The organism is Anaeromyxobacter paludicola (assembly GCF_023169965.1).
GTDB lineage: Bacteria > Myxococcota > Myxococcia > Myxococcales > Anaeromyxobacteraceae > Anaeromyxobacter_B > Anaeromyxobacter_B paludicola.
This window is the reverse complement of record NZ_AP025592.1, coordinates 2,484,751-2,510,627: the sequence shown is the minus strand read 5'-3', so window position 1 is coordinate 2,510,627 and position 25,877 is coordinate 2,484,751. Positions and strand designations below refer to the sequence as shown.

The following is a 25,877-nucleotide window of genomic DNA, read 5'->3' as shown; positions in this document are numbered from 1 at the left end:
CAGCCGCCAAGGAATTGACCCCTCGCCCGATCGGGTTCAGTCTCACTCTGCGTCCGGGACGATTCGAACTGGAGGGGGAACACCGGCGCTGCATCGGGACACGCCGTCTCGCGCGCGGAGGGCTCGAGCCTCGGACTGCGCCGCCCGGTCTTCCAGCGCCGTCCGCGCCTATGAGCCAGAAGAAAGTGCTGGTGGTGGACGACTCCAACCTGCTGCACCGCATGTTCGACATGATGCTGCGCCGCTACACGCTGGTGCACGCGTTCGACGGGCGGCAGGGGCTGGAGCGGCTGGCGGAGCACCGCGACGTCGATCTCGTCCTGCTCGACATCAACATGCCCCGGATGAACGGGCTCGAGTTCCTGGCCGCGGCGAAGGCCGACGCGGCGCTCGCGCGCATCCCGGTCGTCATCATCACCACCGAGGGGACCGAGGACGACACGCGCCGCGGCCTCGAGGCGGGAGCGGTCGCCTACGTGAAGAAGCCGTTCCGGAACGAGGAGGTGCTGGCGGTGGTCCAGCGGCTCACGGCGGGCGCGGCGGCATGACCTCGGCGTCGCTCGAGCTCCCGCGGCCGCCCGCGCGCCCCGGCGCGACGGAGCCGCTCCCGGCGCTGCTCGAGCGCGCCCGGGAGCTGGCGGCGCGGCTCGAGGAGCGCGCCGCCCGCGCGGAGGAGCTCGAGGCGCGGCTCGCGGATCTCGAGTCCGACCGGACGGAGCTCTCGGCGCAGCTCTCCGAGCACGAGCAGCAGGTCGGGCGGCTGATGAACCTGTACGTCGCGACCTACCAGCTCCACTCCACGCTCGATCCCGACGAGGTGCGGGCGACCGTCGCCGAGATCGCCATCAACCTCATCGGCGCGGAGCGCTTCGTCCTCCTCTTCTGGAGGCAGGACCGGGCCGAGGGCTGCGAGATCGCGCTCGGGCACGGCCTGGAGGAGGACCGGAGCGGCCGGTACGACCGCGGGGCCTACGCCGGCGGCGATCCGGCGGTGGACGCGACCCTCTCCGACGGGAACCTCCGCATCGCCCCGCTCGAGGGCTCCGACGCGGTGGCCTGCGTGCCGCTCAGCGTGCAGGGGACCACCGTGGGCGCGCTGGTCATCCTGAAGCTCTTCGACCACAAGCCCATGCTGCAGCCGGAGGACCGCGACCTGCTGGACCTCATCGCGGCCCACGTCGCCTCGGCGGTCTTCGCGGCCCGGGTCTACTCGAGCACCAGCCGCAAGCTCCGGACCATGGAGAGCCTGGTGAGCGAGGCGGTCGGCCTGGGGCGCCGCTCGCGCGCCGAGGCGACCAGCCTCTCGGGCAACCTCGAGGACGTGCCGGTCGCCGACGCGCTGCAGTTCATCCACCTCGGCGGCCGCACCGGCACCCTCACCGTCAGCTCCGGCGAGGCCGAGGCGGAGATCAGCCTGCACAAGGGCCGGATCGTGAACGCCTGGGGGCCGGGCTCGAAGAAGCTGGGCGAGCTCCTGCGCGACGCCGGGCTCGTGGACGAGGAGACCCTCGAGGCCGCCCTGTTCACGCAGGGCGCCGAGCAGCCGCGCCGCTCGCTGGGGCAGATCCTGATCGGGATGGAGGCCGTCGCGCCCGAGGACATGTACCGGGCGGTGGAGCGGCAGATCGAGCAGACGGTCCACCAGCTCGTGACCTGGACGCGCGGCACCTTCCGCTTCGACGTGAACGAGGTGAAGCCGATCGACGAGATCGCGATCGTGCCCGGCGCGATCGTCGGACACCTGAGCCTCGACACGCAGATGGTGCTGCTCGACGCGCTCCGGGTGTTCGACGAGCGCAACCGCGCGCCGGCCGCCGCGGCGGCGGAGCCGGCCTCGGAGGCCCCCGCCGCGCCCGGGCCGGAGCAGCCCCTGCCGGCCCCGGCCCCGCCGGACGCGCCGCCCGAGCCCGCGCCCCTGCCCGAGGCCGCGCCGGCGAGCGACGTCCCGCGCCTGCAGGTGGTCTCCCCCGACCGGCGGCTGGCCGAGGTGCTCGGGGAGAGGCTGCCGGAGGCCCGGGTCGCGCCGGTGAACCTGCGCGACGCCGGCACGGCGCCGCCGGGGGAGCTGCCTCCGCTCGTGGTGCTCGACCTGCGCCGGGGGGGCGTGACCGTCGAGGCGGTCACGGCGCTGCGCCGCGCCCGGCCCCGCGCCACCGTGCTCGCGGTGGTGGACGGCGGGGAGGGGGTGGGGCGCGCCTACCGGGCCGGCGCCATGGCGGCGGTCCCGGCCGATCCCGGGCTGCTGGCCGACGCGGCGCGCGCCCTGGCGCAGAACCGCCGCGACCTCCTCACCGGCGGCGCGCGGGCCGACCAGGCCGCGGCCACCTTCTCCAAGCTCCGCCGCATCGTGGGCGACCTGCGCGGCGGCCTCATCTCCACCACCATCTCCCTCAGCCTCATGAGCATCATCAGCGAGTCGGTGGAGCGGGCGGTGTTCTTCCTCGTCCGCCACGACGGGCTGGTGGCGCTCGGCGCCTTCGGGAGCAGCGCCAGCGGGGCGCCGCTCGCGCAGGTCACCCGGGGCGTGAAGCTGGCGGTCCCGGCGGAGAGCGCGCTCGGCGAGTGCCTCGCCGACGGCCGCGTCCGCGCCGTGGGCTTCGACTCGGTGCGGTTCCCGGAGAGCTTCGCGGCGCTCCTGGGCCGGCCGCGCACCCGCCAGTGCGCCGTCTTCCCCGTCATCGGCGGCCAGCGCGTCATCGCGCTCATCTACGCCGACAACGGCCGATCCAACCACGCCATCGACGAGCTCGAGGTGCTCGAGCTCGCGGCGGCCCAGGCCGGCCTGGCGTTCGAGAACGAGATGCTCCGCCGGCAGACCGCCCAGCCCATCAGGGGGAACCCGTGACCACCCCGGAGCTCGAGCGCGCCTTCTCCGCCGGCGACGACGCCCCCGAGGTCCTGGCCGCGCTCCAGGACCCGCGCCCCGAGGCGCGGGAGCAGGCGATCGCCCTCGCGGCCCGCCACCTCTCGCCGGAGCTCCTGGGCCGGCTCGTGGGCGACGACGAGAACGCCGTCCTGCGCAACGCCGCGCTCGCGGCGCTGGAGCGCCAGGGCCCCTACGCCGTGCCCCACCTCATGGCGCTCTCGCGCGGCGCCAACCTCGAGGTGGCGATGTTCGCGGTCCAGATCCTCTCCCGGATCCGGGACCCGGGCACGGTCGACGCGCTCCTGCCGCTGCTCGAGCACCCGGATCCGAACATCGCCCAGGCCGCGGTCGAGGCGCTCGGCGGGCTGCGCGCGCCGGAGGCGGTCCCGGGCATCGTCCGGCTGCTGGGGCGGGAGCTGTGGCTCCAGTTCGCCGCGGTGACGGCGCTCGGCGACATCGGCGATCCCCGGGCGGCGGCCCCGCTGCTCGAGCTGGTCGAGGACGAGCTGCTGGCGGAGCCGGCGGTGGAGGCGCTCGGGAAGCTCCGGGCGCCGGAGGCGCTGCCGCGCCTGCTCTCGCTGCTGGCCCGCCACGAGCGGCTGCCGCTCCGGGATCAGCTCCTCCTCGCGGTGGCCGAGATCCTGGAGGCGCGGCCGGCGCCGGCCCCGGCGGTCACCCGCTTCCGCCGCGAGCTCGACGAGGGGCAGCTCGAGGGCGGGCTCCGCGCCTACCTCGGCCCCCTCCTCGGCTCCGAGGAGGCGCCGCTGTCGCGCGCCGCGGCGTCGCTCGCGCTGGCGGCGCGGCTCGACCGGCTCTTCCCCGCCGTGGTGCGGCGGGCCCTGGCCGGCGACGCCGAGGAGGGGCGCTGGACCGCCGCCCTCTGCCGGCGCCACGAGCAGGTCCTCGGCGACCACCTGCCGGAGCTCCTGCGGGACCCGGATCCCGCGGTGCGGCAGGGCGCCCTGCGCTGCGCGCCGGCGAGCGCCGACGCCGTCCCGCTCGCGCTGGAGCGGATGTCGGATCCCGATCCCGCCGTCCGCGCGGCCGCCTGCCAGGCGCTGGGGCGCTGCCGCGACGTCGCCGCCATCCCCGTGCTGGTGGGGCTCTTCGACCGGGGCACGCCGCCGGAGGCGGGCGCCGCGGCCGAGGCGCTCGGGCGCATGCCGGGGCAGAGCCTGGTGGCGCTCGGACCGCTCCTGGAGCGCGCCGACAAGGTCCTCCCGGCCCTCGAGATCCTCGAGGCCGCGCACAGTCCGCTGTTCCAGGACCGCGTGGTCGAGCTGCTCGACGCCGAGCCGGCCCACGTGCGCCGGGCGGCGCTGCGGCTCCTCGTCCATCACGACCTCGACTTCGAGGCCCACCTCGTCCGCAAGCTCCGGGATCCCGACGAGTCGGTGCGCGCCGAGGCGGTGGAGCTCATCGTCCGCAACGGCTCGACCCGCGCGGTGCCGGCGCTGGTGGGGCTGCTGCCCGTCGCGGGCGAGCTCCGCTACCAGGCCATCCGCGCCCTGGGGCGGCTGCGGGCCGCGGCGGCGGCGCCGGAGCTGGAGCGGCTCTTCCCGGCCGCCGACGGCCACGAGCGGCTCGAGATCGTCTCCGCCCTGGTGCGCATCGGCGCGCCCGGGCTGCTGCCGTTCCTCCGGGCGCGGCTCGGCGACGGGGCGCCGGAGCTGCGCCGCGTCGCCGCCGACGGCGTGGCGCGCACCGCCACCGAGGCGGAGCTCGACCTCCTGGCCGAGCTGGCGCGGGACCGCGACTGGAGCGTCCGGAACGACGCCGGGTGGGGGCTCGGCCGGCTCGGGCTGGCCCGCTCCCGCGCCTTGCTGCTCGAGCTGGTCCGCGATCCGGAGCCGCTGGTGGCGCGCACGGCGCGGGCGGCGCTGGCGAAGCTCCCGAGCCGGGGCGAGGAGGCCGCGTGAGCCGCAAGACGGTGCTGGCGGTGGACGACTCGAGCACGGTCCTGCTCTCGGAGCAGCTCTTCCTCTCGCGGGCGTTCCAGGTGGTCTCGGCGCGCGACGGGCTCGAGGGGCTCGAGAAGGCCCGGGCGCTGCGGCCCGACCTCATCCTCCTCGACGTGGTGATGCCGCGCCTGGACGGGCTCGAGGCCTGCCGCCGGCTCCGGGAGGACGAGGCGACGAGCGGGATCCCGATCATCCTCGTGACCACCCGCGGCGAGCTCGACAGCCTCGAGGCCGGGTACGAGGCCGGCTGCAGCGACTACGTGACGAAGCCCTTCAACGGTCCGGAGCTGCTCGCCAAGGTGCGCAGCCTCCTGGGGGAGTAGCCGATGGGTCAGCCAGGGCCAGCCGCGACCGGGCTCGAGCCCGCCCTGCTCCGCGCGGAGCTGGCGCGGGCGCGCGAGGAGCTGCTCGCGCGGGAGGCGGAGGTGGAGCGGCTCCGGGAGGAGCTCGCGGCGGTGGAGGAGGAGCGGCGCCGCATCTGCGACGAGTACGTCGCCTCGCTCGACCGCGCCACCGAGGTCGGCAACCTCTACGTGACCCTGCGCCGGCTGCACGGGAGCCTGGACCGCGGCGAGGTCCTCGACGTGCTCGGCGAGGTGCTCGCGAACCTGGTCGGCACCGAGGAGTTCGCCGTGCTGGAGCGGCGGGGGGAGGGCGTGCGCGTCGTCCGGTCGATGGGGCTCGCCCCGGACCGGCTCGGGGCCCTGGTCACCCTCCAGGGCGCGCTCGGGCGGGTGGCCGCGGCGGGGCGGATCGCGATCGGGCCCGCCCTCGAGCCGGGGCCCGGCGGGCCCGAGGAGCTGACCGCGTGGATCCCGCTCAGGGCCGGCGAGCGCGAGGTGGGGGCGATCGCCGTGTTCCGGCTGCTCGGGCAGAAGCCGGGGCTCGGGGCCGGGGACCTCGAGCTGTTCGAGGTGCTCTCCGCCCACGCCGGCCTGGCGCTCCGGAGCGCGGAGCTCTCGGCGCGCCGCGCGGAGGAGCTCCCGGCGTGACGGCGACGACCCTCGCGCCCCCGCGCCCCCGCGCCGCCGCGCCGGATCCGGGCGGCCGCAGGCCGGTCTACCTCCAGGCGGGCCAGGTGGTGGCCTCGGGCGAGCCCGCGGCCATCAGCACCATCGTCGGCTCGTGCGTGGCGGTCTGCCTCTTCGATCCGGTCGCCGGGGTGGGCGGCATGAACCACTACCTCCTGCCGCTGCCGGTGCAGCGGGAGCGCTCGGCCCGCTTCGGGAACGTGGCCATCCCCGAGCTCGTCGCGGCGGTGATGGGGCGCGGCGCCCGCCGGGACCGGCTCGCCGCGAAGGTGTTCGGCGGGGCCTGCGTCATCGACGTGTTCCGCGGGAGCGGGCGGCACCTGGGGCAGGACAACGTGGAGCTCGCCCTGCGCACGCTCGAGGCCGAGGGCATCCCGGTCCTGGAGCGCGACGTCGGCGGGAGCCGCGGGCGCAAGGTGATCTTCCACTCGGACGACGGCGCGGCCTGGGTCCGGAGCCTCTGAAGGGGAGCGGGATGGAAGAGGAGGAGCAGATCGACTGGCGGGTGCTCGTGGACACCTTCCTCGAGGAGTCGGCGGAGATCCTCGCCGGGATGGAGACCACCCTCGTCGGGCTCGAGGCCGCTCCCGGCGACGAGGAGCTGGTCCACGCGCTCTTCCGCGCCGCCCACACCATCAAGGGCTCGGCCTCGCTGGTCTCGTTCGAGCAGGCGCGCGCCGTGGCGCACCAGGTCGAGTCGGTGCTGCAGCGGGTGCGGGCGCGGACCCTCGCGGCGAGCCCGGAGGTGATCTCGCTCCTGCTCGCGTCGGTGGACGTGCTCAAGGCGGCGGTCCGCCGCGACCAGCAGGGCGAGCAGGGGCCGTTCGACGCGGCGCGCAGGCTCGAGGCCCGGATCGCCGAGGCGCTCGCCGGCGCGCCCCCGCCGGCGCAGGCGGCCCCGCCCGGCGCGGCCCCGCCCGGCGCGGCCCCGCCCGATTTCGCCCCGGAGGCGGCCGGCCCCGCCCCCGCCGCGGCGCCCGCGCCCGAGGCGCCCCGCGCCCAGACCCTGCGCGTGGACGTCGCCAAGCTCGACCGCCTCCTCGACCTGGCGGGCGAGATCTCGGTCTCCCGCGGCCGCTTCGCGAGCCTGCTCGAGGCCGTGCCGCCCGCCTCCCCCGAGGAGCTGATCGAGGCCTACCACGAGACCGACCGGCTCTACCTCGACCTGCAGGAGCACATCATCTCGGCGCGCATGGTCCCGGTCGGCCCCGCCTTCCAGCAGCAGCGCCGGACCGTGCGCGACCTCGCCCGGGCCGAGGGCAAGCAGGTGGAGCTGGTGCTCGAGGGGGAGGAGACCGAGGTGGACACCGCGGTCGTGGAGCACATCCGCGACCCGCTCATGCACATGGTGCGCAACGCGCTCGACCACGGCATCGAGCGGCCCGAGGCGCGCCGCGAGCGGGGCAAGGCCCCCTGCGGCCGGCTCACCCTGCGGGCCTTCCACGAGGCGAGCAGCATCGTGGTGGAGGTGGCCGACGACGGCGGCGGCCTGCCCCGGCGCAAGATCGCCCAGCGGGCCCACCAGCTCGGCCTGGCGCCGGACCCCGAGTCGGTGACCGAGGCCGACGTGCGGCGCCTCATCTTCGAGCCCGGCTTCAGCACCACCGCCGAGGCGACCGAGGTCTCCGGGCGCGGCGTCGGCATGGACGTGGTGCGGCGGAACGTGGAGTCCCTGCGCGGCGCGGTGGACGTCCGGAGCGTGGAGGGGGAGGGGACCACCTTCTCGCTGCGCTTCCCGCTCACGCTCGCCGTGATCCGCGGCTTCCGGATGGCGGTGGGGCCGAGCACCTACATCGCCCCGCTCGACGCGGTGCTGGAGTGCGTGGACCTGCCGGCCGGGCAGGACCCGCGGGCGAGGACCGGGGTGCTCGAGCTCCGCGGCAAGCCCTTGCCCTACCTGCGGCTGCGCACCCTCTTCGGCCTGGGCGGCGCGCCCGCCGAGCGCGAGAGCGTGCTCGTGGTGCGCCACGGCGCCTCCCGGGCGGGCCTCGCCGTGGACGCGCTCCTGGGCGAGAGCCAGACGGTGATCAAGCCCCTCGGCGCCATCTTCCGCGGGCTGCCCGGCATCTGCGGCTCGGCCATCCTCGGCAACGGCCGGGTGGCCCTCATCCTCGACGTGCCCGCCCTGCTGCGCGCCGCGCTGGGACGGGGTGACGAAGGCTTCGGAACGGACAACGGGAGCAGAACATGACGATGGGTATCCGGGAGCGGCACTTCGCGTCGTTCGCGCTGATGGTCCTGCTGGTGTGCGGGCTGGGCTGGTCGGGCTGGCGCAGCAGCCGGGCCTTCTCGGCCGAGGCGAGCGACCTCTACGAGAACCAGCTCCGCGGCTCGGCCTACCTCTCCGACGCCGGGCAGGCGCTGTGGGAGCTGCGCATCGCGCTCCCGGTCTACCTCGCCGAGAACGCGGAGGGGCGGGGGCGCATCGCCGGCAGCACCGACCGCTGGCTGAAGCAGGTGGACGAGAGCCTCGCCGCCTTCCGGGGGCTGGCGCTCGGCCCGGAGGAGCGGGACCTGCTGCGCGAGTTCGACCAGTCCTACGCCGCCTACCTGGCGGCGCGCCCGCGCTTCTTCGCCCTGGTGGACGCGGGCGCGATCGAGGACGCGAAGGGGTGGCGCGCGCGGGAGACCAACCCCGCGGCCGGCCGGGCCGCCGCCGCCCTGGCCCGCCTGGTCCAGGTGCAGCAGCGGATCGGCGGGCAGAAGCAGGCCGCGCTGGCCGCCGAGGTGTCCTCCTCGACCCGCCTGCTCGGCGCGGTCACCGCGCTCGCCCTCGCCGTGAGCGCCCTCCTCAGCTGGCTCATCAGCCGGAGCGTGATCCGCCGCATCGGCTGCGAGCCGGAGGAGGCGGTCGAGATCACGCGGCGGGTCGCCGCCGGCGACCTCACCGTCGCCATCGCCACCCACCGGGGCGACGACGACAGCGTCCTCGCCGGGCTCCGGTCGATGGTCGATCGGCTGCAGCACGTGATCTCCGAGGTCCGCGGCGGCGCCGACGCCCTCGCCGAGGCGGCGGGCCAGGTCTCGGCGACCTCCCAGACCCTGTCGCAGGGCACCGGGGAGCAGGCCGCCTCGGTGGAGGAGACCACCTCCACGCTCGAGGAGATGAGCGCGTCGATCACGCAGAACGCGGACAACTCCCGCCAGACGGAGCGGATGGCGGTGCAGGGCGCCCGGAACGCGCAGGAGAGCGGGGGCGCCGGCAAGGAGACGGTCGAGGCGATGCGCTCGATCGCGGAGAAGACCGCCATCGTCGAGGAGATCGCGTACCAGACCAACCTGCTCGCGCTCAACGCCGCCATCGAGGCGGCGCGGGCGGGCGAGCACGGCAAGGGGTTCGCGGTGGTGGCGGGCGAGGTCCGCAAGCTGGCCGAGCGGAGCCAGAAGGCCGCCAAGGAGATCGCCGGCGTCGCCGCCGCCAGCGTGCAGGTGGCGGAGCGCTCCGGGCACCTCCTCGCCGAGCTGGTCCCCTCGATCCAGAAGACGGCCGAGCTGGTGCAGGAGGTGGCGGCCGCCTCGCGGGAGCAGTCGGCCGGCGTCGCCCAGATCAACACGGCCATGGCGCACGTGGACCAGGTGACGCAGCGCAACGCCTCCGCCGCCGAGGAGCTCGCCTCCACCGCCGAGGAGATGGCCTCCCAGGCCGAGTCGCTGCAGCACCTCATGGGCTTCTTCCACGTCCCCTCGGGCCCGGCCGACGGCGCCTTCCGGCCGGCGGCCCCGGCGCGGCCCCCGGCCCTGCCGCGCCCCGCGCTGAAGCGGCTCGACGACGAGGGCTCCGCCGCCAACCGCAACGCCGTCGCCGATCATGAGTACAAGAGCTTCTGAGCGCCCCGCGGCCGGCGCCGCCCGGCCGGCGGTGAGCGACGCCGTCTTCGCGCGCTACCAGGCCCTCGTCCACGGGGAGTCGGGCATCTGGCTCGCGCCGGGGAAGAAGGCGCTGCTCGAGGGCCGGCTCGCGAGCCGGCTGCGCGAGCTCGGCGTGGGCTCCTACGCCGAGTACCTCGACCGGGCGCGCGCCGACCCGGACGAGCTCGCGCGGCTGCTCGACCGGATCACCACCCACGAGACCCGCTTCTTCCGGGAGCCGCGCCACTTCGAGCTCCTCGAGCGGCAGCTCCTCCCGCGCTGGCGCGAGGCGGCGCGGGCGGGGAGCCGGCCGCCGCGGGTCCGCGTCTGGAGCGCCGGGTGCTCGAGCGGCGAGGAGCCGTACAGCCTCGCCATGTCGCTGCTCGCGGGGCTGCGCGAGCCGGGCTGGTCGCTGGAGGTGGTCGCGACCGACCTGTCCACGCCGGTCCTCGAGCGCGCCCGCGCCGGCGTCTACCGGATCGAGCAGGCGGCCGAGATCCCCCGCCCCCTGCTCCAGGCCTACATGCTGCAGGGCACCGGGAGCCAGGAGGGCCGGATGAAGGCCGGCCCGGAGCTCCGGCGGGTGGTGCGCTTCGCGCGGCTCAACCTGGCCGCGGAGGCGTGGCCCGGGCTCGGCACCTTCGACCTCGTCTTCTGCCGCAACGTGCTCATCTACTTCGACCCGCCGGGCAAGGAGCGGGTGGTGAGCCGGCTGCTGCGCCACCTCGCGCCGGAGGGGTACCTCTTCCTCGGCCACGCCGAGAGCCTCTCCGGGACGTCGCACCCGCTCCGGAGCGTCATCCCGACCGTGTACGCCCGCGAGGTCGCGGGCCCGCCCGCGCCCGGGCTCCGGAGCGCCTCGTGAGCGGGGCCCCGCCGCGCCGGGTGCTGGTGGTGGACGACTCGGCCGTGGTGCGCGAGGTGCTCTCCGCCGTGCTCCGCCGCGGCGGGCACCTCGTCGCGACCGCTCCCGACCCGGTCATCGCCCTCGAGAAGATCCGGCGAGACCCGCCCGACGCCATCCTGCTCGACGTGGAGCTGCCGCGGATGGACGGGCTGAGCTTCCTGCGGCTGCTCATGGCCGAGCGCCCCCTGCCGGTGGTGATCTGCTCCGGCCTGGCGGGGCCCGGGACCGAGGTGGCGCTCGACGCGCTCGAGGCGGGCGCGGTGGCGGTGATCGAGAAGCCGAGCCTCGGGCTGCGGGACTTCCTCGAGCGGTCGGCCGATCGCGTCCTCTCGGCGGTCTCCGAGGCGCTCGAGGCCCGGGTGCGCGCCCGGCCCCCGCCGGCGGCCGGTGCGCCCGAGCCCCGGGGCGCCCCGCTCCTGCGCGGGACGACGCAGAAGGTGGTCGCGGTGGCCGCCTCGACCGGCGGCACCGAGGCGGTGGCGGCGCTGCTCGAGGCGCTGCCGCCCGACGCGCCCGGCCTGGCGGTGGTCCAGCACATGCCCCCGGCGTTCACGGCGGCGTTCGCCCGCCGCCTGGCGGAGCGCTGCCGCGTCGAGGTGAAGGAGGCCGAGCCCGGCGACGCGCTCTCCCCGGGGAGGGCCCTCATCGCGCCGGGGAACCGGCACCTGCTCGTGCGCCGCGGCGGGGCGCGCTACTTCGTCGCGCTGTCGGACGGGGCGCCGGTGTCGCGCCACCGGCCCAGCGCGGACGTCCTCTTCCGGTCCACGGCCGAGGCGGCCGGCGCGAACGCCGTGGGCGTGATCCTCACCGGCATGGGCGACGACGGCGCCGAGGGGCTCCTGGCGCTCCGGGGCGCCGGCGCCCACACCATCGCGCAGGACGAGGCGACCTGCGTGGTCTTCGGGATGCCGCGCGCGGCCATCCGGCGGGGCGCGGCGGCGGAGATCCTGCCGCTCGGGCTGATCGCGCGGCACGTGCTCGCCCACGCCCGGGCCCCGGGCGCGGAGCAGCGGAGCTAGGAGGGAACATGGACGAGAACACGTCGGCGCGGCAGCAGTACCTGGCGTTCGGCCTCGCCGAGGCCCGGTACGGGGTCGAGCTCCTGAAGCTCCGCGAGATCCTGCAGCTCGAGCCGATCACCAAGGTGCCCGGCACCCCGCCCTCGGTGCGCGGCGTCATCAACCTGCGCGGCGCCGTGGTGCCGGTCGTGGACCTCGCGCTCAAGTTCGGGCTGCCGGAGACCGTGCCCACCCGCCGCACCTGCGTGCTCGTGGTCGAGTCGGCGCTCGGCGGCGAGCGCGCGGTGGTGGGGCTCCTGGCCGACAGCGTGGACGAGGTGGTGGAGCTCGGGCCCGGCGAGGTGGAGCCCGCGCCCGCCTTCGGGACCCGGGTCAGGCTCGAGCACCTCCGCGGCATGGGGAAGCTCGCCGCCGGGTTCCTGCTGCTCCTCGACATCGACCGGATCCTGTCGGACGAGGAGCGCGACGTGGCGGCGGCGGCCGAGGCGGGCCGGCTGGAGGCGCGCCCGCCGGCCTCCTAGCCCATCCGGTACGCGCTCGGGATCCGCTCCGCCGACTCGACCACCAGGCCGAGGTCGCGCACCAGCCCGTCGGCGAGGTCGTAGATCCAGCCGTGCACGGTGAGGGGCTGCCCGCGGCGCCAGGCGTCCTGCACGATGGTGGTGTGGCAGACGTTCGCCACCTGGGCGGCGACGTTGAGCTCGCAGAGCCGGTCGAGGCGCGGCTTCCCCTCGGGCAGCGCCTCGAGCTCGGCGCGGTGGGCCATGTACACGTCGCGCACGTGCCGCAGCCAGTTGTCGATGAGCCCGAGCGGCTCCGGGCTCGCCGCGGCGCCGACGCCCCCGCAGCCGTAGTGGCCGCAGACGATGACGTGCTTCACCTTCAGTACCTCGATGCCGTACTGCAGGACCGAGAGGCAGTTGAGGTCGGTGTGCACCACCACGTTCCCGACGTTGCGGTGGACGAAGATCTCGCCCGGGAGCCGGCCCACGATCTGATCGGGCGGGAGCCGGCTGTCGGCGCACCCGATCCAGAGCAGCTCCGGCGCCTGCGCGTGCAGGAGCCGCTCGAAGAAGGCCGGGTCGCGCTCGCGCATGCGGGCCGACCAGGCGCGGTTGGCGTCGAGGACCTGCTTGAGCGTGCTCACGGCGAACCTCCGAAGGTCCGCCCGGGGGCGGGCGGGCCGGCGATGTTACGACGTTCCCGGGCCGGCGGGGCGGCCGGCGCGCCCGCCCACCCCTCACTCCTCGAGCGAGAGGTGCTCGAGCACCTCCCGCGAGCTCGACAGCTCGGCCAGGACGGTGTCGAGCAGGAACCGCTCGAGGAGCTCGCGCCCGGGCCCCGCCAGGCCGTCGAAGGCGAAGGAGACGCGGGCGGCGGCTCGCCCCCGCTTCCGCACCGCCGTGACCCGCGCCTTGCCGTGGATGGACCGCGCCGGCCCGAGCGTGAGGGCGACGCTCGCCACAGTCCCGACCGGCGGGGGGAGGCCGACCAGGGTGGCGAACCCGCCGGCGCCGAGGTCGAAGGTGAGCGCCTGGGCCTTGCAGCCCGGCGCGTCGATCCGGACCGGGACCGCCCGCTGGACGCGCGGCTGCCGGCGCAGGCGCCGCTCGGGCTCCAGGGCGTCGTTCTGGGCGGCCAGCACGGCCGACAGCACCTGCGCGCGCATGCCGGAGTACCGGGCGTGCTCGGGGGAGGAGAGCGCCTCGTGCACCGCCCGCTCGTGCAGCCGGACGAGCTCCCCCAGCCAGTGGCGCTTCTGCAGGTGCGGCATGGCCCAGAGTTAATCCCGCCCGCCGCGTCGCGTCGGAGGCCACCCACTCGGAGGACCGCCCCGAGGAGCACGTGCGCGCCGCCGGCGGGCGCCGGCGCAGGGAAGGGGAGCGAACCGGCTCATGGGTGCAGCTGGTCGCGGAGCTCGAGGAGGAGCTGCTCGCCACGCCTCTCCCCGACGAGCGTGCGGAGCATGGGGCGGAACGCCTCGACCAGCAGGGCGGCCTCCTCGGGCGTGACCTCCTCCGGCGACTTCCGCAGCGCGCGGCGGGCGAAGACGCGCACCGCGTTCCTGGCCGTGTTCGGGCCGAGGTAGGGGGCGAGGCAGGCTTCGAGCTGCTCCGAGACCGAGGACATCCGCTGCTCCCGCCGCAGGCCGGCGCTCCGGCGCGGGCCACGGCATGAGGCCAATCTGGCCCTCGGAGGGCGGCCGGGCAAGTGCGCCCCCGGTTAAACGGTGGGTCCGGCCAAAGGGAGCCTGCGACGGCTGGTCACCTGCCCGCACGCCGGCGCACGATGTAGGCCGAAGAGGTCCGCCCCGAATGCGCCGGCCCCGCGCGCCCCCCGGCGGGCGCAGGATCGGGTCCGGAGCCGCCCTCGCGCGATCCGGCGCCCGGAGCGCGGCGCCGGGCGCCGGCGCGGCGGCGGGAGGTCCCCATGGAACGCATCCTCATCGGCGTGGACGGCTCGGAGCCTTCGCTGTCGGCGGCCCGGCTCGGGGCCGAGATCGCCGCCCGCTTCGGCGCGCGGCTCACCCTCGCGACCGTGATCACCGCGGCCTCGGAGCCCGTGTACCTCTACGGCGATACGCGCTCGGAGGTGGAGCGGGCGCAGGAGGAGCGGGCCAAGCAGGTGCTCTCGGCGGCGATCGAGAAGGTGAGCCGGCCCGGGCTCGAGGTCGAGACCCTCGTCCTGCACGGCGGCGCGGCCGAGGCGCTGGCCGACGCCGCGGCGGGGCGCGACGTCGGGCTGGTGGTGGTGGGCAGCCGCGGCATCGGCGCGGTGGCCCGCGTGCTCCTCGGCAGCGTCTCCGGGCGGCTCGTGCACGTCAGCCCGAAGCCGGTCCTGGTGGTCCCCTGAGTGAAAAGAGGGCCGGGCGCTCCTCGGGGCCTTCCGCCCGCCCGCGGAAGGCTTCGGGGCCAGGGGCTGTTCGGTCGGGCATGACGTCTCTTCCCGCGCTGCGACCCCACGCCCCCACGAGGGCTCGCCGTCGTCCGTCGGCCCGGCTGGCGCTGGCGCGGTGGGCCGCCCGCACGGTGGGCGTGCTGGCGCTCGTGGCCTGCCTCGTTATCTGCCGCGCCTCGCGGGCGCAGGTGACGACGTCGCAGCGGCTCGACTTCCGGGTGCGGCGCGATCCGCTGCGCCACCTGCTCTCCTACGGGCTCGTCGGCGGCCTGACCGGCGCCGCCATCGGCGGCGGGGTCCTCGGCCTCCTGGGCACCGCCGGCCCGGCGCAGCCGGACGTCCTCTCGGTGATCGCCACCAGCGCCGGGATCGGCTTCGCCGTCGGCATGATCTGGAGCATCGTCGAGTCCGAGCCGCACGCCCCCGCGCTCGCCCTGCGCCCCCCGCGCGACGGGCTCTCGTTCTCGGACCTGCACCCCGGCGAGCGGAGCGGCACGGTGCTGCTGCCGATCTTCGGGCAGCGCTTCTAGCTAGCGGACTCGCAGCGCGAGCCCGTGGGCCGCCGCCGCCTCGCGGGCCGCGGCGAGGAGGGCGTCGCCGGGCGGCGCGAGCCCGCTCCGGGGGTCGAGGTGGCCGCCGGGCCGGAAGCGCTGGATCGCCCAGAGCTGGGCGCCGCGGGCCCACCCGGCGAGCTCGTCGAGCGCCTCGGGCCGGTGGACCGGGGAGGCGAGCGTGGTCCGGACCTCGTGCGCCACGCCCCGCGCCAGGGCGAGCTCGAGGCAGCGGCGGGCGCCGCGCGGCTGCGCCTCCGAGCCGGTGAGCCACGTCGCGTCGTCCGGGGTCGCCTTCAGGTCCACGGCGAGGTGATCGACGAGCCCCGCCGCGAGCAGCGCCTCCACCACCTCGGGCCGGGTGCCGTTGGTGTCGAGCTTCACCGCGAAGCCGCGCTCCTTCACCCGCGCGAGGAAGCGCGGCAGCGCCGGCTGGAGCGTGGGCTCCCCGCCCGTCACCACCAGGCCGTCGAGCCGCCCGCGGCGGGCCTCGAGGAGCGAGAGCACCTCCTCCTCGGAGACCCGGCCGCCTCCCCGGAGCGGCACGAGGCCGGGGTTGTGGCAGTACCGGCAGGCGAGGTTGCAGCCCTGCGTGAACGCCACCGCCGCGATCCGGCCCGGCCAGTCCACGAACGAGCAGGGCCGGAGCGCGGCGAGGTTCACGGGGACACCGCCGGCGCGTCGGACGGGCGGAGCGAGCGGCGGCGCCCGAACTCGGCCTGCTTGCCCGGGTTCCACTGCTGCACCGGCCGCAGGTAGCCGACGATCCGCGAGTAGACCTCCGCCTGCGCCCCGCAGCGCGGGCAGGTGGGGTGCTCGCCGGCGACGTAGCCGTGCTCGCCGCAGACCGAGAAGGTCGGGGTGACGGTGAAGTACGGCAGCCGGTAGCGCTGGCAGACCGTCCGGACGAACCGCTTCACCGTCGCGGGGTCGTCGATCGCCTCCCCCACGAAGACGTGCTGGACGGTGCCGCCGGTGTAGCGCGCCTGGAACTCGTCCTGGTGATCGAGGACCGCGAAGACGTCGTCGCTCGCGTCCACCGGGAGCTGCGACGAGTTGGTGTAGTACGGGGCCGCGCCGGCGGCGGCCGCGTCCTCGTTGGCGCAGCGAATGGCGGGGTGGCGCGCCTTGTCGAGCCGCGCCAGCCGGTAGCTCGTGCCCTCCGCCGGCGTCGCCTCGAGGTTGAACGGGGTGCCGGTCTCGGCCTGGTACGCCTCGAGCCGGGCGCGCATGTGGTCGAGGACCCTGAGGCCGAAGGCGCGGCCCGGCGCGCTCGCGAAGCGCTCGCCGAGGAGGTTCTCGACCGCCTCCGCCAGCCCGACCAGCCCGATGGTGGAGAAGTGGTTCCGCCAGTAGCAGCCGCTGCGCTCGCGGATGTGGCGCAGGTAGTGGCGGACGTAGGGGTAGAGCCCCTGCTCCGTGTACCGCTCCAGCACCTTGCGCTTCAGCACCAGGCTGTCGCGGGCGAGGTCCATCACCCGGTCGAGCCGGGCGAGGAAGTCGGCCTCGTCGCGCGCCAGGTGGCCGAGGCGCGGCAGGTTGACCGTGACCACGCCGATGGAGCCGGTGAGCGGGCTCGCGCCGAAGAGCCCGCCGCCGCGCCGCTCCAGGCCGCGGGTGTCGAGGCGCAGCCGGCAGCACATGCTCCGCGCGTCCTCCGGCGAGAGGTCGGAGTTCACGAAGTTGGCGAAGTAGGGGAGGCCGTAGCGGGCGGTGACCTCCCAGAGCCGGTCGAGCCGGGGGTCGTCGTAGTCGAAGCCGGGCGTGATGTTGTAGGTCGGGATGGGGAAGGTGAAGACGCGCCCCTTGGCGTCGCCGCCCGCCATCACGTCGAGGAAGGCGCGGTTGAAGAGGTCCATCTCCGGCTGGAAGTCGCCGTAGGTCGCCTCCTGCCGCTCCCCGCCGATGATCACCGCCTCGTCCCGGAGCCGCGCCGGGCACTCGAGGTCGAGGGTGACGTTGGTGAACGGCGTCTGGAAGCCGACCCGCGTCGGCACGTTGAGGTTGAAGACGAACTCCTGCAGCGCCTGGCGCACCTCCTCCTCGCCGAGCCCGTCGCGCCGGATGAAGGGCGCGAGGTAGGTGTCGAGGCTCGAGAAGGCCTGGGCCCCCGCCGCCTCGCCCTGCAGCGTGTAGAAGAAGTTGGCGATCTGCCCGAGGGCGGTGCGGAAGTGGCGCGCCGGGGCGCTCTCCGCCTTGCCGGCCGCGCCGCGGAACCCCTCGGTGAGCAGGTCGCCGAGGTCCCAGCCCACGCAGTAGACGGCGAGCAGGTTGAGGTCGTGGAGGTGCAGGTCGCCCGAGCGGTGGGCGTCCCGCACCTCCGGCGGGTAGAGTCGCTCGAGCCAGTAGGTGGAGCTGACGTGGCTCGCCACGTAGTTGTTGAGCCCCTGGAGGCTGAAGGCCATGTTGGCGTTCTCGGCCACCTGCCAGTCGGCGCGGTCGAGGTAGGCGTCCACCAGGGCCACGCTGGCCGCGTCCGACACCTCGCGCAGCGCGCGGTGCTGCTCGCGGTAGACGGTGTAGGCGCGAGCGGTGCGCCGGTGAGGGCTCGCGAGGAGGACGTCCTCCACGAGGTCCTGGATCCGCTCCACGGTGGGGCGGCCGTCGAGGGTCGCGTCGGCGATGGCGAGGACGCGCTGGCAGAGCCGCCGCGCTTCATCGGGCCCGAGCTCGCCGGTGGCGGCGCCCGCCTGGGTGATGGCCTTCAGGATGCGGCTCGCGTCGAACGGGACGATCCGTCCGTCGCGCTTCTCGATGGTGTCGAACACGGTGCCTCCTCGCGGCGGCCTCGAGGGAGGCGCGGAGGGCCCCGGGCGCACGTGACCCCTGGGGCCGCCGCGCGAGGGACCTCCGCCCTCCCACGGGGCAGGTGGTCGTTCCGCCGCCGGAGCTCCGGCGGCGGGCGCTGGCAGGTCTTCGGGCTCGCGAGCGCTCCGGGACGTCCCGGACCCTACTGTCCGCCGCTTCCCAGCCGAACCGGCCAGTGCGTGTGGCGGAGGTCGTTCTCGCTTACCGCTGCGGGGCAGCCCCGGAGTCGAACCGGGTTCCCTATTCGCTCGAGGGTGGAACCCCCGAGCACCAGCGCGAAGCGCAACATATTGTGGTCTGCGCGAGAGGTCAATCGATATGTAGTGGCGTCGAGCTCGCTGCCAGCCAGGCGGGAGGAGCGAAAGCGAGCCCCCGGGGGCTTGCCGCTTGCGAGGGCCCCCGGCAATCTGTGGCTCGTCACCGAGGCGCCCGGGGGTGCGAATCGGAAACTCGTCGGGAGGTCGGCATGCGTCGGAAGCTCGGAGTCGCGGCGGCGGGGTTGCTCCTCTTTGGGATGGCGGGATGCGGCTCCGAGTCGAACCCGCCGGCGCCGTCCTCGACCGCGACGCCGACGCCGACGCCGACGCCGACGCCGACACCGACGCCGACGCCGACGCCGACTCCGACGCCCACGCCGACACCCACGCCCACTCCGACCGGCTGCACCCTCGCCACGGCGGTCCCCACCTGCTCCTCCTGCCACGGCAACCCGCCGCCCGGGCCGCACCAGCAGACCAACTTCGCGTGCGCCAACTGCCACGGGCCGGTGAACAACGGGACCGGGACGCCCTCCGTCGGGATGACGGCCACGCTCTCCGGTTCCACTTGCGTGCTCGGGTATCCGCTCAGCAGCGCCACCCACAACAACGGCACGGTCAACTACGGCGCGGCGCAGTGACGCGCCGGCGCCGGGCCCTGCTCGACGCGCTCACCGTCCGCACCCTGCGGCTCCACCGCGGCGAGGCTCGCCCGTACCGCCTCCGGGCGCCTGGAGGCGTGAGGCTCACGCGGCGCTTGACTTCCCGGCCCGGGTGGAAGGGAGTGTAGGGCGCTGTATCACATAAAGTGAACAGGGGGGTTCATGCGAGTCGGTTCGAGGTGGGTCGGGTGCGTCCGGCGGCTTCCGCTGGCCGCGATCGCGGGGGTCGCCGCGGCGGCGCTGGGGTGCTCGGGGATGGACGGCGTCGCGCCGTCGGTGCAGGTGCAGGACGAGGCGATCGGCGCGAACTGCGCGCAGGGAGGCCAGCGCCTCACCGTGACCGCGGGCGCGAGCGCTCCCACGGTGACGTACGTGTGCAACGGGGCGGCCGGCAGCTCCGGCGCGTCGGCCCAGGTGTCGGTGGCCACCGAGGCCGCCGGCGCGCACTGCGCCAGCGGCGGCACGGCCATCACCACCCGGGTCGGGACCGGCTCGGAGGTCACCTCCTACGTCTGCAACGGACAGTCGGGCGCCGACGGGCAGGGCGTCGTCACCACCGCCGAGCCGGCGGGCGCGAACTGCGCGGCGGGCGGCGTCCGGATCCAGGCCGGCACGCAGGCGCCCAGCTTCGTGTGCCACGGCGAGGCCGGAGAGAGCCCCGCCGTCACGGCCGAGCCCGCCGGGGCGCACTGCGCGGCGGGCGGCGTGGCGCTGCAGATCGGCGCCGGGGCTCCGCTGTACGTGTGCAACGGGGCGCAGGGCGGCGACGGCACGGCGGGCCAGGGCGTCACGATGACGACCGAGCCTCCGGGGGCGAACTGCGCCTACGGCGGGCAGAAGCTCCAGGTCGGCGCCGGCGAGCCGGCGTACGTCTGCGACGGCGCGCCGGGCGCGCAGGGCGCGACCGGGGCCACGGGCGACACGGGGCCGGCGGGAGCGACGGGCGCCACTGGCGCCACTGGCGCGACCGGGGCCACCGGCGCGGCGGGCGCGACCGGGGCGCCGGGCGAGAGCGTCACGATCACCACCGAGAGCCCCGGCGCCAACTGCTTCTTCGGCGGCGCGAAGCTGCAGGTGGGCGGCGCCGCGCCGACCTACGTGTGCAGCATCCCCGGGCCGGCCGGGCCGGCCGGGCAGGACGGAGGCATCCGCGCCGTCGACGCGAACGGCCAGACGCTCGGCCACGTGATGAGCCTCTCCGGGAACGGCGTCCAGGTGCTCACGCCGGCCGGTTACCAGGTGACGATCTCCTGGTCCGGCGGGTTCGTGAACTCGCAGATGTACTGGACCGGGGCGAGCTGCACCGGGACGGCCTTCGCGAACGCCGGCAGCGCCACGGTGAGGCCGGCGTGGGGGAGGCAGGTCTACTACGGCGCGCTGGCCGGCGTGCTGATGGTGCCGAAGACCGTGGACGCGAACGGGGTCTCCTGGAGCGCCGCCATGGGCACCGTGACCGCCATCGAGAACTCGGGCCCCACCTGCACCCCCTCCAGCTCGACCAACTTCGGGTGGGAGCTGAAGCCGGTGACGCCCCAGGACATCGGCCTGCCGGCGGTCATCACGCCGCCGCTGCAGATCACCGGGGCCTGAGCCGACGCCGTTCCCGCGCGGCGGGGGGCCAACCCCCCGCCCGCGCGGCGCCCGCCCCGCTCACTCGCACTGCGAGGCGTCGGCGTGCCGGCAGGCGTGCAGCTCGCGGGGGACCTCCAGCCAGTAGATGGTCTGACCGAGCTCGCTCGTCGTGCCGACCTGCTGCGACTGCGGCGGGCTCCCCGGCTCGATCTGCGCCGTCGAGTAGGTCACCTGCCGGTTGGCCCCCAGGGCCACCATCTGCGTCGGGTCGAGCGGCGGGGCGATGGTGGGGCGCGTGCTGGCGCGGGTGATGGCGCTCGCGCCCACCTGGCCGCAGGTGGTCGACGGGGCGCCGGTGAGGTAGTCGGAGAGGTAGGTGTAGTTCCGCGGGGTCCCGGCGTTGGTCTGGCACGGCGAGGTGCTGCTGATGGCCGAGCCCATCGGCCGGAAGGAGTTCCAGTTCACGCAGCCGGCGAGCACGGTCGCGCCGGAGCCGGTCTTCTCGTCGAGCCAGTCCTTGGTGTCGGCGCACCCGCCCTGGAGCTGGCAGGCCGCGACGCGCCCGTACTCGTACATCCAGCCGGCGTCGTACGAGCCGGCCGTGCAGCTGGCCGGGCCGGCGGCGCCGCACGTGACGGCGCCCGCGCTCGAGACCGAGGCGTAGGTGGCGTCCACGAGGCTGCACGTGCCCCCGGCGGTGCCGAGGCAGGTCCCCCCGTAGGCGACGTCGGTGAGCCGGTTGCGGTCGAAGGTGACGGCGCTGGTCCAGGCCGCCGTCGCGCCGGTCCCGCCGTCGAAGGAGCGGGCGCCCCCGTAGGACCAGATCCCGTAGAAGCGGCTGTGGGTGGTGCTGGCGGCGAGCTTCTTGGTCGGGACGTCGTTCCCCTTGCGCACCTTCACCACCGAGCCGCAGGCGCCGTGGGCGTCGCAGCTCATCGAGGCGCCCACGCCGCCACCCGAGGGCTTCCAGCCGTTGCACACGGTCTGCAGCTTCACCTTCACCGAGAGCTGGTCGCAGGAGACCGGCCCGGAGGTGGGGCAGGTGGACGATGAGCGGTCCTGCTTGATGACGCCGTTGTTGGAGTGGGCCTTCACCGAGACGGTGCAGGAGCCGTAGTCGTAGTCGGTGGACACGTCGGTGTTGCAGCCGCCCTGGAAGCAGCCGAACACGTCGTCCGGGCCGCAGCCGGCGCCCACCTGGAGCATGCGCTCCCGGTTCCCGGACCCGAGGTAGCTGTGGAGGAAGCCGGTGGCCGGGTCCACGGTGTTGGCGGGCATGTAGTAGAACTCGCTCCGCCCGGCGACGTTCTGGGCGTCGTTGCCCTGGCGCTGCTCCTCGAAGGCGCGCGCCGCGGTCCAGTTCCCGACGACCCCGTTCGAGAGGACGCCCGGGCTCTGGAAGCGGGCCACGTAGAGCTGCCCGCCCACGTCGCCCCAGGTGGCGGTGTCGAAGAAGCCGTCCGAGTCCACCCGGGCCTGGCTGGCGGCGCCGATGTCGAGGAGCGCCACGCCGCCCGGCACCGGCCACATCCCGCCGCTCGAGTTGACGTTGGCCTGCAGCTCGTCGTTGGTGAACTTCCAGACGAGCTGCCCGGTCCAGGCGTCGATCATCCAGACGCCGCGCCCCTTGGTGAGCGAGGGGTCGTAGCCGCCGTTCAGCATCACGATCCAGCGCTCCTCGAACCCGCGGCCGGTCGGGTCCTGCGGCCCCTTCTTCGCCACCGCCAGCTTCACCGGGCCGATGGGCGGCGGCCGGGGCGCGAAGCCCGACCACGACTGTCCCATCATGCTCACGTCGATGGTGCAGGGCTGGGGGTACATCCAGAGGAACCTCGGGCTGCGCGGGCTGGTGACGTCGAGGGCCACGTACTCGCTCCCGCCGGCGCGCTCCGAGAGCACCGCCAGCGTGTGGAACTCGCCCGGCTGCTTCCTGCCGTCCTTCGCGCCGCCGGAGGTCCCGTCCACCCAGACGTCGCGCACCATGGTGTTCCCGTCCACGAAGTAGTCGTGGGAGAGGAGCGCGTTCTTGAGCTTGGGGAGCAGGTCCGGCGGGACGAACGCCCAGAGCTCGGCCCCGCTGCCGTCGGTGTACGGGTAGTTGCCGAGCCAGTCCGGCGCCCGGCTCAGGTCGGGCGAGCCGCCGTCGAAGGCGTGGAGCATGCCGTCGTTCGCGCCCACCAGCACGAGCCGGACCCGCCGCGAGTTGTCACGCCGGTACTGCTCGAAGGCGTCCTCCCCCGGGTCGATCCTCCCGTTGCCGTTCACGTCCCAGTCGGCGGGGGTCTGGACCTCGGTCGTGAGCGACTTGGGGCTGTGGAGGGTCGCGAGGCACTGGTTGTCGAGCCCGAGGTCGCAGAGGAGCTCTGACGCGGGCGGGTTCACCACGGCCGGCGAGGAGTGGAACACGTCCCCCAGCTTCCAGAACTGCGGCGTGCTCCGGGCGTCGGCGGTCCGGTCGCGCTCGGCCCCGAGCTTGTGGCCGGCGTAGGCGCCGGTGCCCGGGGCGCTGGTGCTCGGGCAGGAGGTGTCGTTGCCGGGGAAGCCGGGGCCGCCGCAGTTGTCGCCGTCCTCGTCGAGGACGTCCCAGCCGCGGACGAAGTTGACGACCTGCTTCGCGCACTGGGTGAGGTCGGTCGCGCTCCAGCCCGGGAGCCCCAGGACCCCCATGCGCTTGTAGAGCGTGGTGCAGTAGCCCGCGTCGAGCGCCAGGAGCGGCAGGAGCGTCGCGACGTGATCCTCGTCGAGCTCGATCAGCTGATCGGCGGCGGTGAGGAGGCCGTCGCCGTCCGAGTCGGTCACGGTGTAGATCCGCCGCCGGTCGGCGCTGGACGCGCCCCAGCGCGCCGAGCGGTAGGGGGTGCCGCCGTCCGGATCCCTCGGCGCCGCGGCCGCGGCGACCGGGTCGGAGAGCATCCGCCCCGCGTCCCAGACCGGCCGGGCGGGGGTGGTCCCGGCGACGAGCTGGCTCCCCAGGAAGCTCGACTTCATGAACTCCCCGCTCGCGTCCTCGAGCACCGGATCGCAGTCGCCGTCGAGGATGAACACCGCGCCGCAGATCGCCTTGCCCCCGGCCTCGTCGCCGTTCAGGTTGGGGTTGAGCAGCTTCGTGCCCCCGCCGGCGGTGACGCAGGCGGCCGGGGTCTGCGCGGCGGTGGACTTGCCGGCGTCGCAGCCCTCGGCCACCTCGTTCCAGAGCCGGAACCGGTACAGGTGCCCCTCCCAGTCGGCGGCGGTGCTCGGGCGGAACCGCGCCAGGAAGAGCTGCGCGTTCTGGCTCGTCTGCAGCGGGGTGGTGTTCGAGACCGAGAAGCTCGTGGCCCGCGCGACGATGTCGCCGGCCGCGTCGGCCAGCGCCTGCTCCAGCTCCGCGTCGTTGGAGGTGTTCGAGAAGAAGCCGTGGCCGTGGGTGGCGTCGGCGGCGCTGGTCAGCAGGTCGATGGCCGGGCTGGTCGCCGGGGTGCCCGAGATGCCGAAGCTGATGGTGTAGGTGTCCACGTTCTGCTGCCCGGTCTGCGCGCCCACGGAGACGCCGTTCAGCGTCATGGCCTCGGCGTCCGACCGCAGATCGGTCTGGTACAGGAAGGCCGCCACCTTGTGCAGCAGGTTGGGCGCGCCGTTCGAGAGGTCGGTGCCGCAGTCGTGGTCGCAGCGGAGCGCCGTGTAGTCCCACTTGCGGAAGTCGCCCTTGCCGTTCACCGAGAAGGCGGAGTGGGCGCTCGAGGCCGAGCTCGAGGGCAGGTTGTCGTCGCCCATCGGCTCGCCGTCGGTGATGATCACCACCGAGCTCTGCTGGCACGACCAGCAGATCGAGTGCTGGTTCGTCCGCGAGCCGGTCCAGGTCGCGGCCGAGGCGCCGACGGTCCCGGAGGCGCTCTCGTCGAAGCTCGGGTTGACCCAGCTCGAGCCGAAGAGCGTCTGGTAGGGGCCGGTCGCGCCGGAGGTGCTGAAGTACTGGCCGACGTTGAAGAGCGCCTCGGCGAGCGGCGTCCCGATCCCGTTCGTGCCGGCGTTGTAGAACATGACCTTGGTCGGGTCGTTGATGGCGTTGATGAGGACCTGCCGCGGCGCCTGCATGTCGGCGTACTGCGCCGGGTAGGCGTCGCAGCTCGGCCCGAGCGGCACCACGAGCTGGCCGCCGTCGTAGCTGCCGAGGCTCGTGCCCACGGTCTTCGAGAGCGCGTTGTTCGGGTTGAAGATCGTGAGCCCGATCCGCAGCGTGTCGAGCTGGCTCGGGTTGTTGTCGTCGAACATCGCCAGGTTCTTCACCACCTTGCGCGCGATGACGAACTTGGGAGGGTAGGCGTTGACGAAGTCGCCGCGGAAGGCGGCGTCGTTCGAGCCGTAGGCGGCGTTCCAGTAGAGGTAGTAGCCGGCGCCGTCGAGGCAGGCGGCGCACTCGCCGGGGCTCTGGGCGTGGGCGCAGGCGGTGGACGCCTTCTTGTACTCGGTGGCCGTGCTCGTGTTCCACGCCTGCGCCGGGGTCCCGATGCCGTCCGAGCCGGAGAGGTAGCGGTAGTAGCTCGCGCCGTTGAAGAGGCAGGTGCCGGTCCCGCCGTCGGTCGAGGCCGCCTTGCAGTTGGCGAGCGACCAGGGCGGGTTGTCGGCGAGCGGGTAGTTGCCCGAGCCGTTCGTGGCGCCGTTGTCGTAGGGGGTCTGCGTGCGCAGCCCCGTGTACGCGTCGAGGGCGGTGCCGCTGCACACGCCCCTGGTCGAGGTGGGCCAGCTCGACGGGAACGGGAGCGGGTTCGGGAAGTCGAGCATCGACGAGGAGTTGTCGAGCAGGATCATCAGGTTCGCCGAGCCGCCCGGGACCGAGAAGAAGTCCTCGTCGCCGTTGCCGCCCTGGAAAATCGAGGTCCCGAAGCTGGCGGCCAGGTTGCAGCAGGCCACGTCGTTCACGGCGTCGCTCGCGAAGGGCGCGAGGCAGCAGGCGAGCAGGAAGGCGAGGTTGCGGAGTGGGCGGGACGAGATGCGCATGGCGGGTCCTCGCTACAGGCCGAACTTGACGCCGAACTCGATCTCGAGCTGGCGGCCGCTGGCCGGGTCGGCGGGATCGCCCCGGTCCTGGCAGTGCACCACGATCCGGTAGGGCGTCCCGCCGAGCGCGCCGGCGCCCGGGATGATGTTGGAGAGGTCGCGCACCGAGTTGGCGGAGGTGCCGAAGCTCCCGCCCGGCAGCACCTGCACCTGCTGCACCTGGACGTTGGCCCCGACGTGGCCGCCCAGCACCCGCGTCTGGCCGGCGGCGTCGAGCGCGACGTTCAGCGCCTGGAGCGAGGTGGGCGCGATGCCCACGGCCCGGAACTGGCTGAGGAGGAGCTGCCGCCCCGCCTCGGCGCACGCCACGAGGGCGTCGTTCTGCCGCCCGGCGGTGGCGCCGGCGAGCTCGCGCGAGGTGAAGCGGATGAGCGCCACGCCCACGGCGGTGAGGGCGAGCACGACGATCATGGCGAAGACGAGCGCGCTGCCGCGCGGGGGGGCGGGGTTCTTCATGGC

Annotated in this window: 22 protein-coding genes and 1 riboswitch; of the genes, 15 read left to right on the top strand and 7 right to left on the bottom strand. The window is 74.9% G+C overall.

All coding sequences use genetic code 11. From position 1 onward, the window contains the following. Positions 1–170 precede the first annotated feature (170 nt). From AMPC_RS11475 to AMPC_RS11425, 11 genes are read left to right on the top strand one after another with little or no spacing between them, the layout of a single operon-like run. Entirely contained in the window at positions 171–548 is a 378-nt protein-coding gene (locus tag AMPC_RS11475; RefSeq protein ID WP_248340777.1) for a response regulator, read from the top strand. Next, positions 545–2,845 (top strand): DUF4388 domain-containing protein, encoded by a 2,301-nt coding sequence (locus AMPC_RS11470; protein ID WP_248340775.1) that lies wholly within the window; start codon positions 545–547, stop codon positions 2,843–2,845. The genes AMPC_RS11475 and AMPC_RS11470 overlap by 4 nt, the downstream gene beginning before the upstream one ends. Then, complete coding sequence (locus AMPC_RS11465; RefSeq protein ID WP_248340773.1) at positions 2,842–4,785, top strand: HEAT repeat domain-containing protein; 1,944 nt, start codon at positions 2,842–2,844, stop codon at positions 4,783–4,785. Before AMPC_RS11470 ends, AMPC_RS11465 begins: the two co-directional genes overlap by 4 nt. Then, entirely contained in the window at positions 4,782–5,150 is a 369-nt protein-coding gene (locus AMPC_RS11460; protein ID WP_248340771.1) for a response regulator, read from the top strand. The genes AMPC_RS11465 and AMPC_RS11460 overlap by 4 nt, the downstream gene beginning before the upstream one ends. A gap of 3 nt (positions 5,151–5,153) precedes the next feature. Continuing rightward, on the top strand, positions 5,154–5,819 hold the full coding sequence (locus AMPC_RS11455) for a GAF domain-containing protein (RefSeq protein ID WP_248340769.1): 666 nt from the start codon (positions 5,154–5,156) through the stop codon (positions 5,817–5,819). Then, positions 5,816–6,322: a chemotaxis protein CheD gene (locus tag AMPC_RS11450; RefSeq protein WP_318654296.1), complete on the top strand. Its 507-nt coding sequence runs from the start codon at positions 5,816–5,818 to the stop codon at positions 6,320–6,322. Before AMPC_RS11455 ends, AMPC_RS11450 begins: the two co-directional genes overlap by 4 nt. 11 nt (positions 6,323–6,333) lie before the next feature. After that, positions 6,334–8,049, top strand: coding sequence for a chemotaxis protein CheA (locus AMPC_RS11445; RefSeq protein WP_248340767.1), 1,716 nt, complete (start codon positions 6,334–6,336; stop codon positions 8,047–8,049). Continuing rightward, positions 8,046–9,686 carry a methyl-accepting chemotaxis protein gene (locus AMPC_RS11440; RefSeq protein ID WP_248340765.1) on the top strand — a complete coding sequence of 547 codons (1,641 nt, stop codon included), beginning with the start codon at positions 8,046–8,048 and terminating at the stop codon, positions 9,684–9,686. Before AMPC_RS11445 ends, AMPC_RS11440 begins: the two co-directional genes overlap by 4 nt. Next, the gene (locus AMPC_RS11435) at positions 9,667–10,572 is read left to right on the top strand and encodes a CheR family methyltransferase (protein WP_248340763.1); all 906 of its coding nucleotides are present in this window, start codon (positions 9,667–9,669) and stop codon (positions 10,570–10,572) included. The genes AMPC_RS11440 and AMPC_RS11435 overlap by 20 nt, the downstream gene beginning before the upstream one ends. Continuing rightward, positions 10,569–11,633 carry a protein-glutamate methylesterase/protein-glutamine glutaminase gene (locus AMPC_RS11430; RefSeq protein ID WP_248340761.1) on the top strand — a complete coding sequence of 355 codons (1,065 nt, stop codon included), beginning with the start codon at positions 10,569–10,571 and terminating at the stop codon, positions 11,631–11,633. The genes AMPC_RS11435 and AMPC_RS11430 overlap by 4 nt, the downstream gene beginning before the upstream one ends. Positions 11,634–11,641: 8 nt before the next feature. Further along, positions 11,642–12,154, top strand: a complete 513-nt coding sequence (locus tag AMPC_RS11425) for a chemotaxis protein CheW (protein WP_248340759.1) — start codon at positions 11,642–11,644, stop codon at positions 12,152–12,154. On the opposite strand, the gene can is transcribed toward AMPC_RS11425, so the two are convergent. The 3 genes from can to AMPC_RS11410 form a co-directional block, all read right to left on the bottom strand. Next, the gene (gene can, locus AMPC_RS11420; protein WP_248340757.1) at positions 12,151–12,780 is read right to left on the bottom strand and encodes a carbonate dehydratase; all 630 of its coding nucleotides are present in this window, start codon (positions 12,778–12,780) and stop codon (positions 12,151–12,153) included. The two genes, AMPC_RS11425 and can, sit on opposite strands and share 4 nt — an antisense overlap. A 93-nt stretch (positions 12,781–12,873) precedes the next feature. Next, positions 12,874–13,407, bottom strand: coding sequence for a PilZ domain-containing protein (locus AMPC_RS11415; RefSeq protein ID WP_248340755.1), 534 nt, complete (start codon positions 13,405–13,407; stop codon positions 12,874–12,876). A gap of 119 nt (positions 13,408–13,526) precedes the next feature. After that, positions 13,527–13,763 carry a hypothetical protein gene (locus tag AMPC_RS11410; RefSeq protein ID WP_248340753.1) on the bottom strand — a complete coding sequence of 79 codons (237 nt, stop codon included), beginning with the start codon at positions 13,761–13,763 and terminating at the stop codon, positions 13,527–13,529. 300 nt (positions 13,764–14,063) lie between these two features. On the opposite strand from AMPC_RS11410, the gene AMPC_RS11405 reads away from it, so the two are divergent. Beyond that, positions 14,064–14,486 carry a universal stress protein gene (locus tag AMPC_RS11405; RefSeq protein ID WP_248340750.1) on the top strand — a complete coding sequence of 141 codons (423 nt, stop codon included), beginning with the start codon at positions 14,064–14,066 and terminating at the stop codon, positions 14,484–14,486. Positions 14,487–14,566: 80 nt separating this feature from the next. Beyond that, positions 14,567–15,061, top strand: coding sequence for a hypothetical protein (locus AMPC_RS11400; protein ID WP_248340748.1), 495 nt, complete (start codon positions 14,567–14,569; stop codon positions 15,059–15,061). Here AMPC_RS11400 and AMPC_RS11395 read toward each other — a convergent pair whose 3' ends face one another. Further along, complete coding sequence (locus AMPC_RS11395) at positions 15,062–15,745, bottom strand: anaerobic ribonucleoside-triphosphate reductase activating protein (RefSeq protein WP_248340746.1); 684 nt, start codon at positions 15,743–15,745, stop codon at positions 15,062–15,064. Beyond that, positions 15,742–17,850 carry a ribonucleoside triphosphate reductase gene (locus AMPC_RS11390; RefSeq protein ID WP_248340745.1) on the bottom strand — a complete coding sequence of 703 codons (2,109 nt, stop codon included), beginning with the start codon at positions 17,848–17,850 and terminating at the stop codon, positions 15,742–15,744. Before AMPC_RS11390 ends, AMPC_RS11395 begins: the two co-directional genes overlap by 4 nt. 122 nt (positions 17,851–17,972) lie before the next feature. After that, positions 17,973–18,180, bottom strand: a riboswitch (cobalamin riboswitch). Between the two features lie 176 nt (positions 18,181–18,356). On the opposite strand from AMPC_RS11390, the gene AMPC_RS11385 reads away from it, so the two are divergent. Beyond that, complete coding sequence (locus tag AMPC_RS11385) at positions 18,357–18,788, top strand: hypothetical protein (RefSeq protein WP_248340743.1); 432 nt, start codon at positions 18,357–18,359, stop codon at positions 18,786–18,788. A gap of 276 nt (positions 18,789–19,064) precedes the next feature. Next, a complete protein-coding gene (locus tag AMPC_RS11380; protein ID WP_248340741.1) occupies positions 19,065–20,399 on the top strand; it encodes a hypothetical protein in 1,335 nt (444 codons plus the stop codon). A gap of 60 nt (positions 20,400–20,459) precedes the next feature. Here AMPC_RS11380 and AMPC_RS11375 read toward each other — a convergent pair whose 3' ends face one another. Both AMPC_RS11375 and AMPC_RS11370 read right to left on the bottom strand, forming a co-directional pair. After that, positions 20,460–25,358 carry a pilus assembly protein gene (locus AMPC_RS11375; protein WP_248340739.1) on the bottom strand — a complete coding sequence of 1,633 codons (4,899 nt, stop codon included), beginning with the start codon at positions 25,356–25,358 and terminating at the stop codon, positions 20,460–20,462. A 12-nt stretch (positions 25,359–25,370) separates the two neighbouring features. Next, positions 25,371–25,874 carry a pilus assembly PilX N-terminal domain-containing protein gene (locus tag AMPC_RS11370; RefSeq protein ID WP_248340737.1) on the bottom strand — a complete coding sequence of 168 codons (504 nt, stop codon included), beginning with the start codon at positions 25,872–25,874 and terminating at the stop codon, positions 25,371–25,373. Positions 25,875–25,877: the final 3 nt, after the last annotated feature.

Coding starts and splice junctions, on each gene's coding strand:
- AMPC_RS11455 (WP_248340769.1), top strand. CDS start 5,154: ATGGGTCAGCCAGGGCCAGCCGCGACCGGGCTCGAGCCCGCCCTGCTC.
- AMPC_RS11445 (WP_248340767.1), top strand. CDS start 6,334: ATGGAAGAGGAGGAGCAGATCGACTGGCGGGTGCTCGTGGACACCTTC.
- AMPC_RS11370 (WP_248340737.1), bottom strand. CDS start 25,874: ATGAAGAACCCCGCCCCCCCGCGCGGCAGCGCGCTCGTCTTCGCCATG.
- AMPC_RS11415 (WP_248340755.1), bottom strand. CDS start 13,407: ATGCCGCACCTGCAGAAGCGCCACTGGCTGGGGGAGCTCGTCCGGCTG.
- AMPC_RS11385 (WP_248340743.1), top strand. CDS start 18,357: ATGCGTCGGAAGCTCGGAGTCGCGGCGGCGGGGTTGCTCCTCTTTGGG.
- AMPC_RS11475 (WP_248340777.1), top strand. CDS start 171: ATGAGCCAGAAGAAAGTGCTGGTGGTGGACGACTCCAACCTGCTGCAC.
- AMPC_RS11380 (WP_248340741.1), top strand. CDS start 19,065: ATGGACGGCGTCGCGCCGTCGGTGCAGGTGCAGGACGAGGCGATCGGC.
- AMPC_RS11375 (WP_248340739.1), bottom strand. CDS start 25,358: ATGCGCATCTCGTCCCGCCCACTCCGCAACCTCGCCTTCCTGCTCGCC.
- AMPC_RS11425 (WP_248340759.1), top strand. CDS start 11,642: ATGGACGAGAACACGTCGGCGCGGCAGCAGTACCTGGCGTTCGGCCTC.
- AMPC_RS11405 (WP_248340750.1), top strand. CDS start 14,064: ATGGAACGCATCCTCATCGGCGTGGACGGCTCGGAGCCTTCGCTGTCG.
- AMPC_RS11470 (WP_248340775.1), top strand. CDS start 545: ATGACCTCGGCGTCGCTCGAGCTCCCGCGGCCGCCCGCGCGCCCCGGC.
- AMPC_RS11440 (WP_248340765.1), top strand. CDS start 8,046: ATGACGATGGGTATCCGGGAGCGGCACTTCGCGTCGTTCGCGCTGATG.
- AMPC_RS11410 (WP_248340753.1), bottom strand. CDS start 13,763: ATGTCCTCGGTCTCGGAGCAGCTCGAAGCCTGCCTCGCCCCCTACCTC.
- AMPC_RS11435 (WP_248340763.1), top strand. CDS start 9,667: ATGAGTACAAGAGCTTCTGAGCGCCCCGCGGCCGGCGCCGCCCGGCCG.
- AMPC_RS11400 (WP_248340748.1), top strand. CDS start 14,567: ATGACGTCTCTTCCCGCGCTGCGACCCCACGCCCCCACGAGGGCTCGC.